Annotated in this window: 11 protein-coding genes; 3 read left to right on the forward strand and 8 right to left on the reverse strand. The window is 68.2% G+C overall.

The window, feature by feature from the left end:
* Window positions 1–141: 141 nt before the first annotated feature.
* The 3 genes from IBL26_RS15990 to IBL26_RS16000 form a co-directional block, all read right to left on the reverse strand.
* The gene (locus IBL26_RS15990) at window positions 142–1,032 is read right to left on the reverse strand and encodes a cation diffusion facilitator family transporter (RefSeq protein WP_187785508.1); all 891 of its coding nucleotides are present in this window, start codon (window positions 1,030–1,032) and stop codon (window positions 142–144) included.
* Between the two features lie 354 nt (window positions 1,033–1,386).
* Window positions 1,387–4,887 (reverse strand): methionine synthase, encoded by a 3,501-nt coding sequence (metH, locus tag IBL26_RS15995; RefSeq protein WP_187785509.1) that lies wholly within the window; start codon window positions 4,885–4,887, stop codon window positions 1,387–1,389.
* A gap of 16 nt (window positions 4,888–4,903) precedes the next feature.
* The gene (locus IBL26_RS16000; protein ID WP_187785510.1) at window positions 4,904–5,857 is read right to left on the reverse strand and encodes an ArsR/SmtB family transcription factor; all 954 of its coding nucleotides are present in this window, start codon (window positions 5,855–5,857) and stop codon (window positions 4,904–4,906) included.
* 29 nt (window positions 5,858–5,886) lie between these two features.
* Here IBL26_RS16000 and IBL26_RS16005 point away from each other — a divergent pair, with 29 nt between their 5' ends.
* The gene (locus tag IBL26_RS16005) at window positions 5,887–6,252 is read left to right on the forward strand and encodes a hypothetical protein (RefSeq protein WP_187785511.1); all 366 of its coding nucleotides are present in this window, start codon (window positions 5,887–5,889) and stop codon (window positions 6,250–6,252) included.
* Window positions 6,253–6,530: 278 nt separating this feature from the next.
* Here the strand turns inward: IBL26_RS16005 and IBL26_RS16010 are convergent, their stop codons facing one another.
* The 5 genes from IBL26_RS16010 to IBL26_RS16030 form a co-directional block, all read right to left on the reverse strand.
* Window positions 6,531–6,959 (reverse strand): hypothetical protein, encoded by a 429-nt coding sequence (locus tag IBL26_RS16010; protein WP_187785512.1) that lies wholly within the window; start codon window positions 6,957–6,959, stop codon window positions 6,531–6,533.
* Window positions 6,956–8,536 carry an ABC transporter ATP-binding protein gene (locus IBL26_RS16015; protein ID WP_187785513.1) on the reverse strand — a complete coding sequence of 527 codons (1,581 nt, stop codon included), beginning with the start codon at window positions 8,534–8,536 and terminating at the stop codon, window positions 6,956–6,958. Before IBL26_RS16015 ends, IBL26_RS16010 begins: the two co-directional genes overlap by 4 nt.
* 304 nt (window positions 8,537–8,840) lie before the next feature.
* The gene (locus IBL26_RS16020; protein WP_187785514.1) at window positions 8,841–9,872 is read right to left on the reverse strand and encodes an ABC transporter permease; all 1,032 of its coding nucleotides are present in this window, start codon (window positions 9,870–9,872) and stop codon (window positions 8,841–8,843) included.
* Window positions 9,872–10,972, reverse strand: coding sequence for a microcin C ABC transporter permease YejB (locus IBL26_RS16025; RefSeq protein WP_187785515.1), 1,101 nt, complete (start codon window positions 10,970–10,972; stop codon window positions 9,872–9,874). The genes IBL26_RS16020 and IBL26_RS16025 overlap by 1 nt, the downstream gene beginning before the upstream one ends.
* A 7-nt stretch (window positions 10,973–10,979) precedes the next feature.
* Window positions 10,980–12,875: an extracellular solute-binding protein gene (locus IBL26_RS16030; RefSeq protein ID WP_187785516.1), complete on the reverse strand. Its 1,896-nt coding sequence runs from the start codon at window positions 12,873–12,875 to the stop codon at window positions 10,980–10,982.
* Between the two features lie 509 nt (window positions 12,876–13,384).
* On the opposite strand from IBL26_RS16030, the gene IBL26_RS16035 reads away from it, so the two are divergent.
* The gene (locus IBL26_RS16035) at window positions 13,385–14,881 is read left to right on the forward strand and encodes a M81 family metallopeptidase (RefSeq protein ID WP_187785517.1); all 1,497 of its coding nucleotides are present in this window, start codon (window positions 13,385–13,387) and stop codon (window positions 14,879–14,881) included.
* A gap of 449 nt (window positions 14,882–15,330) precedes the next feature.
* Window positions 15,331–16,437: a chorismate synthase gene (aroC, locus tag IBL26_RS16040; protein WP_187785518.1), complete on the forward strand. Its 1,107-nt coding sequence runs from the start codon at window positions 15,331–15,333 to the stop codon at window positions 16,435–16,437.
* Window positions 16,438–16,796 lie beyond the last annotated feature (359 nt).

A 16,796-nucleotide genomic window follows, 5' to 3' on the forward strand; every position in this document is an offset into this window, starting at 1 on the left:
GGGGGACGGATTCGAAGGTGGGGGGCGGCGCGGGCTCGGTGGGCCAGAGCAGGGTGGCGGCCACGCCGGCATGCAGCAGCACGGCCAGCACCGCGGCCGCCGGGCGCAGCCAGGCCTCCGGCCCGCGCGGCGCCGGCGGCGTCACAGCACCAGCACGCCCTGGTGCTTGGCCTTCACCTCGGGCTCCACATGGATGGTGATGATGGCGCTGCCGAGTTCGGCCTTCAGCGCGGCCTCGATCCGGTCGCAGATCTCGTGCGCCTCGCTCACCGTCATGCCGCCGGGCACGACCAGGTGGAACTCGACGAAGGTGGTGCGGCCGGAATGGCGGGTGCGGAGGTCGTGCATCTCCAGCGCGCCCTCCCCTTCCTGCGACATCAGACTGCGGATGCGGGCGAGGAGGGAGGGTTCCACCGCCTCGTCCATCAGTCCGCCGACGCTTTCGCGCAGCAGCTGCCAGCCGGAGAACAGGATGTTCACCGCGGTCAGCGCCGCCAGCAGCGGGTCGAACCACAGCAGGCCGGTGAGGGCGACGATGGAGACGCCGGCGACGACGCCGATGGAGGTGACGACATCGGCCATCAGGTGGCGGGAATCGGCCAGCAGGGCCGGGGAGCGCAGGCGTCGGCCTTCCCGCCGCAGCATCACCGCCCAGGCGGCGTTGACGGTGGTGGCGCCGACGGAGATGGCGAGGCCGACCCAGGGCAGGTCCGGCACGTGGGGGTTGGCGAAGGCGCCCCAGGCCTCGCTGAGGATCAGCAGCGCGGCGACGATGATCAGCGCGCCTTCCAGCACCGCCGAGAAATACTCGGCCTTGGCGTGGCCGTAGGGGTGGTTGGCATCCGGCGGCGCGGCGGAGAGCGAGATGGCCACCAGCGCGGCCAGGGCGGCGGCGACGTTGACCACGGATTCCAGCGCATCGGCCATCAGGGCGACGCTGCCGGTGAGCCACCAGGCAGCCGCCTTCAGGCCCAGCACCGTCACCGCGATGCCGACGCTGCCCGCTGCCAATCGTGTCGCCCGGTCCGTCACCCAGAAGCTGCCCTGTGTTGTGCCGGGGCCTTCCTAGAGCGTGATCCACGCCGATAGAAGCGGGGATCGCGCTGCCCTGCCCCGTTTGAGGGTGACGGGGTTGGGGTGAAGGCCGGGGAAAGAATTCCCCGGACCCCTTCTTTTTTCTGTGAGTTGGGTGGCTGGTGGAGCGGGTGGTCTCTTGGGGGCGCGCCGGGGGCCTGCGACTGACGCCCCAGCCCGTGCGGCCAATTTGATTCAAACAGGCTTCGCCATCTGGCGCATGCCTCCGGCCCCGAGCCCGATCTTGAACAGAACAAAAAGAAGATGGGGGCCTGGGGGAATTCCTTCCCCCAGCCTTCCCCTCCCCCCGCCTCAGACCGAGAAGTACTTGGCGCGCGGGTGGTGCAGGACGATGGCGCTGGTGGATTGTTCCGGGTGCAGCTGCCATTCGTCGCTGATGGAGACGCCGATGCGGTCCGAGTTCAGCAGCTTCAGCAGCGGTTCCTGGTCTTCCAGCCGCGGGCAGGCGGGGTAGCCGAAGGAGTAGCGGCCGCCGCGGTAGCTCTGGGCCAGCATCTTCTCCATGTCCCGGTCGTCGTCGCCGGCGTAGCCCAGCTCGGCGCGGATGCGCTTGTGGACGTATTCGGCCATGGCTTCGGCCATCTCGACCGAGAGGCCGTGCAGGTAGAGGTAGTCCTGGTAGCGGTTGGCTTCGAACCACTCGCGCGCCAGGTCGCTGGCCTTCTGGCCGACGGTGACAACCTGCAGGCCGATGACGTCGCGCTTCTCCGGCCCGTCATCGATGTCGCGGATGAAGTCGGCGATGCAGTCGCCGTCTTCCTTGGGCTGGCGCGGCAGGGTGAAGCGGCAGGCTTCGGTGATGCCGTCTTCCTCGAACAGGATGACGTCGTTGCCCTGGCCGGCGCATTTCCAGTAGCCGTAGATGGCCTGCGGGCTGAGGATCTTTTGCTCCTCCGACAGCGTCAGCATGCGGCGGAGGACGGGGCGGAGTTCCTGCTTGGCCCAGCCGATGAAGTCTTCCAGGCTGCGGCCTTGTTTCCGGAAGCCCCACTGGAACTGGTAGAGCGAGCGCTCGTTGACGAAGGGCACCACGGCCTTCGGGTCGCTGTGCAGGACGCGGCTGCCCCAGAAGGGCGGGGTCGGCACGGGCTCGTCGGCGGTCAGGCGGCGGCGGCGTTCCTGCGCGTAGTTCAGGTCCACGGGCGCGAAGCCGCGCGGGTCGGCGGTGCCGAGGACGCGGGTGGTGTTGCGGGACTTGCCGGCGCGCTTCTGCTGCAGCGTGCCGAGATAGCCGTCGAAATCGCTGCCCATGACGCGGTCCATCAGGTGCAGGCCGTCGAAGGCATCGCGCGCATAGGCGACGCGGCCGGAGGCGTATGCGTTGACGCAATCGTCCTCGACGAAGTTACGGGTCAGCGCGGCGCCGCCGAGCAGGACCGGGACCTCCAGCCCCTGGCGGGACATTTCCTCGAGGTTTTCCTTCATCACCACGGTGGATTTCACCAGCAGGCCGGACATGCCGATGGCGTGCGCCTTGTGCTCGCGCACCGCGACCATCATGTCGGCCAGCGGCACCTTGATGCCGAGGTTGATGACCTTGTAGCCGTTGTTGGTGAGGATGATGTCGACGAGGTTCTTGCCGATGTCGTGCACGTCCCCGCGCACGGTGGCGAGGACGATGGTGCCCTTCTCCTGCCCCTCGATCTTCTCCATGTGCGGTTCGAGATAGGCGACGGCGGCCTTCATCGTCTCGGCGGACTGGAGCACGAAGGGGAGCTGCATCTTGCCGGCGCCGAACAGCTCGCCCACGACCTTCATGCCTTCGAGCAGGATGCCATTGATGATGTCCAGCGGCTTGATGCCCTTGGCCATGGCGTCGGCCAGCTCGTCGTCCAGGCCCTTGCGGTCACCGTCGACGATGCGGTCCTTCAGGCGGCCCTCGACCGTCTCGGCCTTCACCTTCTTGGCGGAATCGGCGGCTTTGCGGCCGGCGAACATTTCCAGCAGCTTCTGCAGCGGGTCGTAGCCCTCGCTGCGGCGGTCGAAAATCAGGTCTTCGGCGACCTTCACTTCCTCGGCCGGGATGGAGTGCAGCGGCTTGATTTTGGAGACGTGGACGATGGCGCCGGTCATGCCTGCCTTCACCGCGTGGTCCAGGAACACGCTGTTCAGCACGTGGCGGGAGGCCGGGTTGAGGCCGAAGGAGATGTTGGACAGGCCGAGGATGATCTGGATGTCCGGGAACTTGTCCCGGATCATGCGGATGCCTTCCAGCGTCCACTGGCCGAGCTTGCGGTCGTCCTCGTTGCCCGTGGCGATGGTGAAGGTCAGCGGGTCGATCATCAAATCGCTCTGCGGCAAGCCGTGCTTGTTGCAGGCGAAATCGACCAGCCGCTCGGCGATGCGGAGCTTGTCCTCCGGCGTCTTCGCCATGCCGACCTCGTCGATGGTCAGGGCGATGACGGCGGTGCCGAACTTCTTGGCGAGCTTCATGCGTTCGGTCGCATGGCCCTCGCCGTCCTCGAAGTTGATCGAGTTGATGATGGGCTTGCCGCCATGCAGCTTCAGGGCGGATTCGAGGACGGGGGTCTCGGTGCTGTCGATCACCAGGGGCGCGTTGACGCTGCCGGTGAAGCGGCGGACGACCTCGTTCATCTCCAGCGTCTCGTCGCGGCCGACGAAGGCGGTGCAGATGTCGAGCGAGTTGGAGCCCTCCCCCACCTGCTCGCGGCCGATGGAGACGCAGGCATCCCAGTCATGCTCGGCCTGGCGTTCGCGCCACAGCTTGGAGCCGTTGGCGTTGCAGCGCTCGCCGATGGAGAAGTAGCTGTTCTCCTGCCGCAGGGAGACCTGGCCATAGAGGCTGGCGACGGAAGGGACCCAGTGGAACTGCCGCTGCGCCGGCGCCGGGCGGTACTTGTTGCCGGCGATCTTGCGCAGCATGGCATCCAGGCCCTGGATGTGCGGGATGGATGTGCCGCAGCAGCCGCCGATGAGGTTCAGCCCGTCTTCCTCGACGAAGCGCTGCATCCAGCTGGCCATTTCCTCGGCGCCGAGCGGGTAGTGGGTCTTGCCGTCCACCAGCTCCGGCAGGCCGGCATTGGGCTGGCAGGAGAGCAGGCCGGGCCAGTTCTTGGAGAGCCAGCGGACATGCTCGGCCATCTCCTGCGGGCCGGTGGCGCAGTTCAGGCCGATCAGCGGCACGTCCAGCGCGTGGATGGCGGTGGCGGCGGCGGCGATGTCGCTGCCCACCAGCAGCGTGCCGGTGGTCTCCACCGTCACCTGCACGAAGATCGGGATATCGCTGTTGGCGCGCGCCTTGGCGATCTTGGCGGCGTTGACGGCCGCCTTGATGAACAGCGTGTCCTGGTTGGTCTCGGTCAGCAGCGCATCGGCGCCGCCGGCGATCAGCCCCTCGCACTGCAGGACGAGCGCGGCTTCCAGCGTGTCGTAGTCGATATGGCCGAGCGTCGGCAGCTTGGTGCCGGGGCCGATATCGCCGATGACCCAGCGGTCGCGGCCATCGGCGAAGCTCTCCGCCGCCTCGCGGGCCAGTTCGACGGAGAGCTTGTTGATTTCAAAAGCGCGGCTGCCCAGCTCGAACTCTTCCAGCGTGATGGGCGAGCCGCCGAAGGAGTTGGTCAGCACCATGTCCGACCCGGCTTCGTAGTAGCCGCGGTGGATTTCCCGCACGAGCTCGGGGCGGGAGAGGTTGAGGACCTCGGTGCAGTTCTCCTTACCCCAGAAATCCTTCTCGATTTCCAGGGTCAGCGCCTGAACGCGGCTGCCCATGCCGCCATCGCACAGCAGAACGCGGTCGCGCAGGGCATCGAGCAGGTGGGGACGGGCCATGCGGCAGGGCCTTCCTTCAGAAATTCAGGGAGTGTTCGGGGAGGGCGGCAACCGGCGTGACCAGCCGGCGGGCCGGCCAGAGCCGCACGGCCAGCGGCCCCGCGATCTCCACCGGCGGCAGCGGCGCGCAGCCGGCGGCACCGAGCCAGCCGGCGAGCGCCGCGTCGTCGAAGCCCGGCCAGCGATGCGCCAGGCCGGTCAGCAATTCGCCGCGCTCATGCGGGGCGAGGTCGATGACCACCAGCAGGCCCTCGGGCTTCAGCACGCGGGCGGCTTCCGCCAGCGCGGCCTGGGGGTCCTCGGCGTAGTGCAGCACCATCTGCAGGGTGGCGAGGTCGAAGGCGCCATCCGGCAGCGGCAGGCGGTACATGTCGGCCAGGCGGACGCTGGCATTGGCCATGCCGCGCTCGGCCAGGCGGGCGCGGGCCAGGGCCAGCATCTCCCGGCTGGCATCGAGGCCCAGCGCGGCCTCGGCCCGGGGGGCCAGCACGTCCAGCAGCTTGCCGGTGCCGGTGCCGATATCGACGGCGCGGCCGAGGCGCTTCGGCAGGAATTTCACCAACGCGGCCTCGATGGCGGGGGCCGGCAGGCCGAGGGCGCGCATCTCGTCCCAATCGGCGCCGTCCCGGCGGAAGCTCTCGCTGGCGACGCGGGCGCGTTCGGCGGCGATGCGGGCGCTGGCGCGGCGGTCGGCGGCGATGGTGGCATCGTCCTCCGGCAGGCGGGCCAGGATCTGCCGCGTCATCTCCGCATCATGGGCCAGCTGGAAGTAGACGTTGGCGCCTTCCGGCAGTCGTTCCAGCAGCCCGGCTTCCACCAGCAGCTTCAGGTGGCGGGACAAGCGCGGCTGGGACTGGCCGAGGATGGCGCAGAGCTCGCTCACGCAGAAGGCGCCCCGCCCGCACAAAGCGAGCAGGCGCAGGCGGGTGGGCTCGGCCGCGGCGCGCAATTGGTTGAGCAGGGGCTCCATGGGCTTGCGGATGACATAAAGAGTTCTTTATGTCTAGCATCATGACGTGGTCCCTGGATGCCCGCACCCCTGTCCGCCTGCTGGACGACGCCGCCGAAGCCCCGCCGGGCGCGGTGGTGCTGGCCGAGGATGGCGCCCCCCTGCCCGCCGGACATGCCAGGGTGGAACGCTACGCGACGCCCGTGGCGACGGCGCACCCGATCGGCTGCGCCTGTTGCCAGCCGCGCAACCCGGTGGCCATCGCGCTCGACCGGCTGTTCCTGGCGCGGATGCGCGGCGACGCGCCGTGGTTCAAGGAAGTGGTGGCGCTGACCCGGAGCGAGGCCGGGCGCGCCGCGATCGGCGTGGCGCTGGAAGAGGACAGCGTGACGGTGGCGCGGTTTCGGGTGGGGTGACGGGGGGGGGCGGGAGAGAAGGAAGGCTGGGGAAAGAATTCCCCAGGCCCCATCTTTTTTTCTGCGAGTCTGGCGTGACGCTTCAGGGCTGAAAGTGGACGCTTCTGATGATTTTAATAATGGCCACGCGGGCTGAACCGTCAGTCGCCGGAGGTCCTAGACCTCCGGCGCGAACCGGCCGGGTCTCAGATCAGACCAACCGTTCCACAAGCCCCCCGAAAACTCGAAAAAAGAAGATGGGGATCCGGGGGAATTCTTTCCCCCGGCCTTCCTCGCCTTCAGGCACCGAAGCCGCTACCCGGCATGCCACGCACGAAGGCGCGCCAGTCGTGCTTGCGGGCGGCGGCGCGTTCGGTACCGTCCGGCAGCTTGGCGTAGAGGGTCAGGGCATCCTTGGCCCAGAGCGCGTCGAAGTTCAGCTCGCTCTCCAGCGCCAGGGCGGCGCTGCGTTCGAAGACGCCGGCCTTGATGCGGGGCTGCACCTTGATCATCCAGGCGATGGTGCCTGCCATCAGGATGGCCGCGCCGACATAGAAATGGATCAGCCAGATGCCCAGCAGGCTGGCGATCAGCAGGCCGGTCAGCGGCAGCACGTTCTCCATCTGCCGGTAGACCGGGGAGCCGGGGCTGTTCATCTTGCGGATGTGCACGCCGAGCTGCACCTCCCCCCGGTCGATCATGCCACGCAGCGCTTCCAGCTCCGTCATGCGTCGAACGCCGCGCGCATCAGCGCCTGGGTATAAGCCTCGCGCGGGGCGCGCAGCACCGTTTCGGCATCGCCACTTTCAACCACTTTTCCACCCTTCAGCACCATGATCCGGTGCGCCATGGCGCGCACCACCCGCAGGTCATGGCTGATGAACAGATAGGCCAGCCGGTGCCGCGCCTGCAAACCGCGCAGCAGCTCCACCACCTGGGCCTGGACCGAGACATCCAGCGCGCTGGTCGGCTCATCCAGCACCAGCAGGCGGGGGTTCAGCACCAGGGCGCGGGCGATGGCGACGCGCTGGCGCTGGCCGCCGCTGAATTCGTGCGGGTAGCGCTCGGCCGTCGCGGGGTCGAGGCCTACTTCCTCCAGCGCCGCGCGCACCTTGGCGTCGCGCTGCGCCCGGGTCAGTTCCGCCGCATGGACGGCGAGGCCCTCCCCCACGATCTCCGCCACACTCATGCGCGGGGAGAGCGAGCCGTAGGGGTCCTGGAACACCACCTGCATGCGGGAGCGCAGCGGGCGCAGGGCGGTGCGGGAGAGGCCCTGGATCGGCTGCCCTTCGAAGCGCACGAGGCCTTCGCAGCGTTCGAGTTGCAGCAGGGAGAGGCCGAGGGTGGTCTTGCCGGAGCCGCTCTCCCCCACCAGGCCCAGCGTCTCGCCTTCCCGCAGATCCAGGGAGACGCCATCGACGGCGCGGACCTCGCCCACCTGGCGGCGGAACAAGCCGCGGCGGATGGGGAAGTGGACTTTGATCTGCTCGGCTTCCAGCACCACCGGAGCGTCCGGTGGCACCGGCTCCGGCCGCCCGCGCGGCTCGGTCGCCAGCAGCATCTTCGTGTATTCGTGCTGGGGGTTGCCCAGGATTTCCGCAGCCGGACCTTGTTCCACCACGGTGCCGTGGCGCATGACCACGACATGGTCGGCATGGCGGCGCACGATCGACAGATCGTGGGTGATCAACAGCATCGCCATGTTCAACTGGCGCTTCAGCTGGTCCAGCAACTCCAGGATCTGCGCCTGGATGGTGACGTCCAGCGCCGTGGTCGGCTCATCGGCGATCAGCAGCTTCGGATCGTTGGCCAGGGCGGCGGCGATCATCACCCGCTGCCGCTGGCCACCGGAGAGCTGGTGCGGGAAGGCATCCAGCCGCTTTGCCGGGTCCGGCAGCCCGGCGCGTTCCAGCAGCGCGATCACCCGCGCGCGCAGGGCGGTGCCGCGCAGCTTCTGGTGCAGTTGCACCGCCTCCCCCACCTGGCGCCCGATGCTGTGCAGGGGGTTGAGCGAGGTCATCGGCTCCTGGAACACCATGCCGGCGGTGCCGCCGCGCAGGCGCTGCAATTCGGCCGGTGTGGCCTGCAGCACCTCCACCCCATCCAGGGTGATGCTGCCGGCCGGGTTGGCGCCGCCGGGGCCGAGCAGCCGCAGGCAGGACAGGGCGGTGACGGATTTGCCGGAGCCGGATTCCCCCACCAGCGCCACGGTCTGGCCGGGCTGCACGGCGAAGGAGACATCCCGCACCACGGACTGGCCACGGAAGGCGACGGTGAGGTTCTGGACGTCGAGGAGGGCACTCATGGGATGGCGAGCCCTGGGGTAGGAAGGAGAAGGCCGGGGGGAATGAATTCCCCCCAGACCCCCCATCTTTCTTTTGCGAGCTTGGGGATGGCCCCGAGGTGGTGCGGGGCGGTGCCGGGTGGTGGAGCTGATTGAATCAATAAGGCCACGCGGGCTGCACCGTCAGTCGCCGAGGGACTAAGTCCCTCGGCGCACCCAGGCGTCGGAACTGGGGCGAGGTGTTCCCGGGAAGCACCCACGGAAAACTCGCAGAAAAAAGAAGGGGGCTTGGGGGAATTCATTCCCCCAACCTTGCCTGGATTCTTCACCGGCTCCCCCCCGGAAGTTTGCGCGGGTCGAAGGCGTCGCGGACGGCTTCGCCGACGAAGATCAGCAGGGTGAGGACGCCGCCGAGGACGACGAAGGCGGTGAGGCCGAGCCAGGGGGCCTGGAGGTTGTTCTTGCCCTGGTTCACCAGTTCGCCGAGCGAGGGCGAGCCGGGGGGCAGGCCGAAGCCAAGGAAATCCAGCGAGGCGAGGATGGTGACGGAGCCGGAGAGCAGGAAGGGCAGGAAGGTGAGCGTGGCCACCATGGCGTTGGGCAGGATGTGGCGCAGCATCAGGCGGGAATCGGCGACGCCGAGGGCCTTGGCGGCGCGCACGTAATCCAGGTTGCGGCCGCGCAGGAATTCGGCGCGGACGACGCCGGTGAGCGACATCCAGGAGAAGAGGAGGAGGAAGACGAGGAGCGTCCAGAAGCCGGGCTCGATGATGGAGGAGAGGATGATGAGCAGGAAGAGCTGCGGCATCCCCGACCAGATCTCGATGAAGCGCTGGAAGCCGAGATCGACCCAGCCGCCGTAATAGCCCTGCACCGCACCGGCGAGGATGCCGATGACGGAGCTGACGAGGGTGAGCGCGAAGCCGAACAGGACGGAGATGCGGAAGCCCCAGATGATGCGGGCCAGGACATCCCGCGACTGGTCATCGGTGCCGAGCGGGTTGCGCCAGGAGGGGGGCGAGGGCGCGGGCTGGCCGAGGTCGCGGATGATGGTATCGAACCGGTAGGGGACGGCGGGCCAGATGGCCCAGCCACGTTCCTCGACCTCCTTGCGCAGTTCGGCATCGCGCCAGACGGCTTCGGTGGGGAAGCCGTCGGGGATGATGTCGCTTTCGGCGTAGTCGGTGAGGACGGGGAAGAACCAGCGGCCATCGACCTTGGCGACGATCGGGCGGTCATTGGCGACGAGCTCGGCGCCGAGGGTGAGCACGAACAGCAGCGCGAAGACCCAGAGGGAGATCCAGCCCCGGCGGTTGGCGCGGAAGTTCTGCAGGCGGCGGCGCAGGATGGGCGACATCAGCGGCGCGCCTCGAAATCGATGCGCGGGTCGATGAGAGTGTAGGTGACGTCGCCGACGATCTGCATGACGAGGCCGAGGAGGGTGAAGATGTAGAGGGTGCCGAACATCACCGGGTAGTCCCGCCGGATGGCGCTTTCGAAGCCGAGCAGGCCGAGCCCGTCCAGCGAGAAGACGATCTCCACCAGCAGCGCGCCGGTGAAGAGGATGCCGATGAAGGCGGCGGGGAAGCCGGCGATGATGAGCAGCATGGCGTTGCGGAAGACATGGCCGTAGAGCACGCGGCTTTCGCTGGCGCCCTTGGCGCGGGCGGAGAGCACGTATTGCTTGCCGATCTCGTCCATGAAGCTGTTCTTCGTCAGCATGGTCAGGCTGGCGAAGCCGCCGATGACCAGTGCCGTGGTCGGCAGCACCATGTGCCAGGCGTAGTCCAGCGCCCGTTGCCAGAAGGGCCAGTCGGCGGCGCCGGAACTGGCGAGGCCGCGCAGCGGGAAGATTTGCAGGAAGGAGCCGCCGGCGAACAGCACCACCAGCAAGATGGCGAAGAGGAAGCCCGGCACCGCGTAGCCGACCAGCACGACGGCGGAGGACCAGAAGTCGAAGCGCGAGCCGTCCCGAACCGCCTTGGCGATGCCGAGGGGGATGGAGATGAAGTAGATCAGCAGCGTCGACCACAGGCCGAGGCTGATAGAGACAGGCATCTTCTCCAGCAGCAGGTCCAGCACCGGGCGGCCCTGGAACAGGCTGCGGCCGAAATCGAAGGTCAGGTAGCCCTTCAGCATCTCGAAGAAGCGGACATGGGCGGGTTTGTCGAAGCCGAAGGTGCGCTCGATCTCCGCCACCACCGCCGGGTCCAGGCCACGGGCGCCGCGGTAGTTGCCGGCGGGGCCGCTGGAATCGCCGCCGGAAGGGGTGCGGACTTCGCCGCCGCCATCATTGGCGATGCGGCCGATGGCGCTGCCGCCCTGGCCGCGCAGTTCCGCCAGCATCTGTTCCACCGGGCCACCGGGGGCGAATTGCACGATGGCGAAGTTGATCAGGATGATGCCGAACAGGGTCGGCACCAGCAGGGCCAGGCGACGGAGAAGATAGGCTCCCACGCGGGTGCTACGGCGCCACGCTACGGTCGGCCGGCAGGGCGCGGGCCCGGTCCGGCTCCACCCACCAGCTGGCGAGGTCCAGCCCGTAGCGCGGGTTGCGCTCCGGCTTGCCGAACTTGTCCCACCAGGCGACGCGGAAGGTGCGGCTGTGCCAGTGCGGCACCATGTAGAAGCCCCACAGCAGCACACGGTCCAGCGCCCGGCAGCGGTCGATCAGCGCCTGGCGGTCCGGCGCCGCGACCACCAGCTCCACCAGCGCGTCCACCACGGGGTCGGAGACGCCGATCAGGTTGCGGCTGCCGGGTTCCTTGGCCTTCTCGCTGCTGAAGAAATCCCGCTGCTCGTTGCCGGGGGAGAGGCTCTGCGGGATCAGGTCCACCGTCATGTCGAAATCGTATTCGTCGGTGCGCTTCTGGTACTGGGCGGCATCGACGGTGCGGGTGCGGGCCTCGATGCCCAGGCGTTGCAGGGCCTGGGCGTAGGGCAGCGCCACACGCTCGAAGGTCGGGCTGTTCAGCAGGATCTCGAAGCTGAAGGGCTGGTTCTGGGCGTTGACCAGCTTGCGCTCCTTCACTGTCCAGCCCGCCGCCTGCAGCAGCGCCAGCGCCTTGCGCGCATTCTCCCGCCCCGCATTCGTGCCGTCCGAGACGGGGACGCGGTATTCGGTGGTGAACAGCTCGTCCGGCACGCGGCCACGGAAGGCGGAGAGGATCAGCAGTTCTCCCTCCGACGGCAGGCCGGAGGAGGCGAGCTCGGAATTGGAGAAGTAGGACGTTGTGCGGGTGTAGCTGCCGTAGAAGAGGTTGGCGTTCATCCACTCGAAGTCGAACATCAGGCCCAGGGCCTCGCGCACCCGGCGGTCCTGGAACAGCGGGCGGCGGGCGTTCATGGCGAAGCCCTGCATGCCGGTCGGCAGCTCGTGCGGGATTTCCTCCCGCTTCACCAGGCCGCGGCGGAAGGCGGGGAAGTCGTAGGCGGTGGCCCAGTCCTTCGCCACGTTCTCCTGCCGGAAATCCACCTGGCCGGCCTTGAAGGCTTCCAGCGCCACGGTACCGTCGCGGAAATACTCGTAGCGCAGCGTATCGACGTTGTTGGTGCCCTTCATGGTGGGCAGGTCCCGCCCCCAGTAATCGGCCACGCGGCGGTAGGTGATGCTGCGCCCCGGCTCGAACCGCTCCACCTTGTAGGGGCCGGAGCCGAGCGGCACGTCCAGGCTGGGCTGGGCGAAGTCCTTGCCCTCCCAGAAATGCTTCGGCAGCACCGGCATCTGGCCGAGGATCAGCCCCAGCTCCCGGTTGCCGTCGGTGGAGAAGCGGAACACCAGGCGGTGCGGGCCCTCGGCCACCACCTCCGCCACATCGCCCCAATAGGCGCGGAAGAACGGCCGGCCCTTTTCCCGCAGGGTGTTGAAGGTCCAGACCGCGTCCTCGGCCGTGACGGGCTTGCCGTCGTGCCAGCGGGCCTTCTCATTCAGCTCGAACACGATGCCTTTGCGGTCGGCGGGGATCTCCATCGCCTTGGCCAGGTGGGCATATTCGGTGCTGGCCTCGTCCGGGCTGGGGGCGAGCAGCGTGTCGTAGATGCGCGCCGTGCCCACTGCCGGCGAACCGCGCAGAATGAAGGCGTTCAGGCTGTCGAAGCTGCCGATGGCGGCCTGGGCCATCTCTCCCCCCTTCGGCGCGGCCGGGTTCACCCAGGGCCAGTTGGGGAAGTCCGCCGGCAAAGACGGCTCGCCCAGCAGGGACAGCGCATGCGTGCGCCGCGGCGGCACCACGGCCGGCGCAGCATCGGCCACCGGCGGGGCGGCGGCAGGCGGTGGCGCGGCCGGCACCTGTGCCCGGGCCAGGCCCGTGGCACCGCTGGCGAGAAGGAAACCGGAGGTGATCAAATGGCGACGACGCATGGCCCTAGGATGTGGTTTTGGTCGGCGCAGGACAACCGCTCATCTTGGTGAAAGGTGTCCCAAGGGCGTGCGGAGACATTTTGTTGCCGGGGGCGGCGCTGGAGGGGGGTGGCAGGGAGAAGGCCGGGGAAGGAATTCCCCGGGCCCCTTCTTTTCTTTTTTCGAGTTTCTTGGGTGCGGCTGTTGGGGGCGTTGGGCGTGGGAGACGGCTGGGTGCGCCGGAGGTCTAGGACCTCCGGCGACTGACGGTTCAGCCCTTGTGGCCCATAGTTAAAATCATCAAGAAGCGTCCGCTTTCACTTTGAGGCGCTCGACCAAACTCGCAGAAAAAAAGAAGGGGTCCGGGAAATTCTTTCCCCGGCCTTGCCTTGCCTAACCTCCAGAGAACGGCTTGCCACCCCTGCCCCCGTCCCGCATCGTTATGTCTTCCGGCAGCCACCACTCTGTTTTTATTCGCGATTGGCTGCCAGCTTCGAGGGGCCGGGCGTGCGTCCCGGTGGGGGACCAGCATGACATTGCGGATCGCGGCCGGTGGCTTCCAGCATGAGACTCATTCCTTCGCGCCACGGCCCACCGTCTACGGCGACTTCCTGAAGCCTGGCGGTTTTCCGCCGCTGTCACGCGGGGCGGCGTTGTTTCCGGCGATCGAGGGGTCTTCGACCGCATTGGCGGGGGCTTTGCCGCCGTTGCGGCAGGCGGGGGCCACGCTGGTGCCGTTGCTGTGGTGCCTGGGCATGCCGGCCGGGCCGATCCAGGACGAGGCGTTCGAGCGGATTGCCGCCATGCTGTGTGCCGACCTGTCCGTGGCGCTGGAGGATGGGGCGCTGGATGGCGTGTATCTGGACCTTCACGGTGCGGCGCTGACCGACACTTTCCCGGATGCGGAGGGGGAGTTGCTGCGGCGGGTGCGCGCCATTCTGGGCCCGGATGTGCCGGTGGTGATCAGCCTGGACCCGCATGCCAATTTGACCGCCGCCATGGTGGATCTGACGGATGGCGTGGTGCCGTACCTGACCTACCCGCATATCGACAAAAGAGAGACCGGGGCGCGGGCGGCGGCGCTGCTGCTGCAAAGGGTGGCGCGCGGCGCGCCCTTCGCCACCGCGTTCCGGCAGTTGGACTATTGGTTCACCCTGAGCGCCCAGTGCACCATGGCCGGGCCGATGCAGGCGGCCATGGCGGCGCGGGAGGCGATGGCCGCCCGGCACGGCGTGGCCGAGTTGGGCTTCTGTTTCGGCTTTCCCTATGCAGATTTCGCCGATTGCGGGGCCGCCGTGTCGTGCCACGCGGACAGCGCCGCGCAGGCGGAGGCGGCGGTGGACGCGTTCATCACCTGGCTGCAGGCGCATGAGGACGATTTCCGCCCCGATGCCATCCCGGCCGCCGAGGCGGTGGCGGCGGCGCTGCGGGCGGCCGAGGGTGCCAGCCGCCCCGTGATCCTGGCCGATACGCAGGACAACCCGGGCGGCGGCGGCCATGCTGACACCACCGGCCTGCTGGCCGAGCTGGTGGCGCAGGGGGCCAGCGGCGCCGTGCTCTGCCTGATCAACGATGCCGAATCCGCCGCCGCCTGCCACGCGGCGGGGCTGGGTGGCAGCCTGGCGCTTTCGCTTGGCGGCAAGTCCGACGGCGTGCCGTTCGACGCCACGGCCCGGGTGGTGGCGCTGGGCGATGGCCACTTCCCGCTGACCGGGCCGATGGGCCAGGGCAACACCGCCAATCTGGGCTCCTGCGCGCTGGTGGAGTTCGAGCCTGGCATCCGCGTCATGGTCGCCAGCCGCAAGACCCAGGCCTACGACCAGGCCATCCTGCGCCACCTGGGAGTGGAGCCGGCCGATTGCCGCATCGTGGCGTTGAAATCCTCGGTCCATTTCCGGGCGGATTACGCGCCGATCGCGGAGTGCATCATCATCGCGGCGGCACCGGGGCCGGTGATCGCGGACCCGTCGGTGTTACCGTTCCGGCATGTGCGGGGGACGGTGCGGAAGCGGGCGGGGGTGGGGTAAGGCGCCCTGCCCTCTTCCGGGTTCTGGCAGTCCGGATGTCGGGGGTAGTGGTGGGCTACGGGGGAGAAAGGGGTTCTCGCCAGAGTCCAGGTTTGAAGGCCGGGGAAAGAATTCCCCGGACGCCTTCTTTTCTTTTTTCGAGTTTTCGCCGGGTGGCTGTTGAGGGGATAGGCTGGTTTGGGACCAAGGCCGGAGTGCGCCAGAGGTCTATGACCTCCGGCGACTGTGGGTTCAGCTCGCGTGGCCCATTTTAGATATCAATGTGGCATCCGCTCCCAGTCCTGAGGCGTGCCGCCAAACTCGAAAAAAGAAGTTAGGGGTCCGGGAAATTCTTTCCCGGCCTTGCTTCCGCCGCCGCCGCCCTGGCCCTGCCCCCGCCCGCATGGGGCCTGACAGCATCCCCCGCTTCGCGCATAAGGCAGAACGATTATTCTTTCTGCGGGGTGTCCATGTCTCACAACAGCTTCGGCCATCTGTTCCGCGTCACCAGCTGGGGCGAGAGCCATGGGCCGGCGATTGGCGGTGTGGTCGATGGCTGCCCGGCCGGGTTGTCGCTCGGCGAGGCCGATATCCAGCCGTTCCTGGACCGCCGCCGGCCGGGCCAGTCCAAGTACGTGACGCAGCGGCAGGAGCCGGACCAGGTCCGCATCCTCTCCGGCGTGTTCGAGGGGCTGACGACCGGCACGCCGATCGCCTTCATGATCGAGAACCAGGACCAGCGCAGCAAGGATTACGGCGACATCGCCAACACCTTCCGCCCCGGCCATGCGGACCTGGCGTACCACCTGAAATATGGCGTGCGGGATTATCGCGGCGGCGGGCGTTCCAGCGCGCGGGAGACGGCGATCCGCGTGGCCGCCGGGGCCATTGCCCGCAAGGTGCTGGGGGATGGCGTGCGGGTGCGCGGCGCCATGGTGCAGATGGGGGCCGACCGGATCGACCGTGCGCGGTTCGACTTTGCCCAGTTGGAGCAGAATCCGTTCTTCTGCCCCGACCCGAGCTCGGTCGACCGGTGGGAGGAGTTGCTGGCCGCCACCCGCAAATCCGGCAGCAGCCTGGGCGCCATCATCGAGGTGGTGGCGGAGGGCGTGCCGGTGGGGCTGGGTGCGCCGCTCTATGCCAAGCTGGATGCCGATATCGCCGGCGCGCTGATGAGCATCAACGCGGTGAAGGCGGTCGAGATCGGCGAGGGTTTCGCCAGCGCCGCGCTGACCGGCGAACAGAATGCCGACGAGATGCGGATGGGGCCGGATGGGGAGGTCGAGTTCCTCTCCAACCACGCCGGCGGCATCCTGGGCGGGATTTCCACCGGGCAGCCGGTGGTGGCGCGGTTCGTGGTGAAGCCGACCTCCTCCATCCTGACGCCGCGCCAGTCGGTGGACCGGTTCGGGCATGAGGTGGACGTGCTGACCAAGGGCCGCCACGACCCCTGCGTCGGCCTGCGGGCGGTGCCGGTGGGCGAGGCGATGCTGGCCTGCGTGCTGGCGGACCACCTGCTGCGCCACCGGGCGCAGAACCCGGATGCACCGACGCGGCCCCGGCTGCCGCGGAACTGAGGCGGGGGCGGAAGCTCCGCCTTGGCGTGCGATGGAGTGACGGGGCGCGTTCCGAGCGCCAACCGGCATTCGGGACAACGAAGGCCAGGGGAAAGAATTCCCCTGTACCCCCTTCTTTTTTTCTGCGGTTTGAGGTTCTTGCTGAACTGGCACTCTGCCTGATGTGCCCGACATCGTCCAAGGCCATGGACCTTCGGAACACTCCGGCTGGGCTGGAGAAACCGAGGGGTGCCCGTTATCCGCGAACATCGCGAGAGGGCCTGGAATGCATGCCTCAGCCTTCTGCCGCCGTTCAAGTCGGTGCCGATGAGGCCTAGAGCATGCCGCGTTCACATCCGTTCACACAGCATGCTCTATGC

Origin of the sequence: Teichococcus aerophilus (assembly GCF_014490485.1) — a bacterium.
GTDB classification, from domain to species: Bacteria; Pseudomonadota; Alphaproteobacteria; order Acetobacterales; family Acetobacteraceae; genus Pseudoroseomonas; species Pseudoroseomonas aerophila.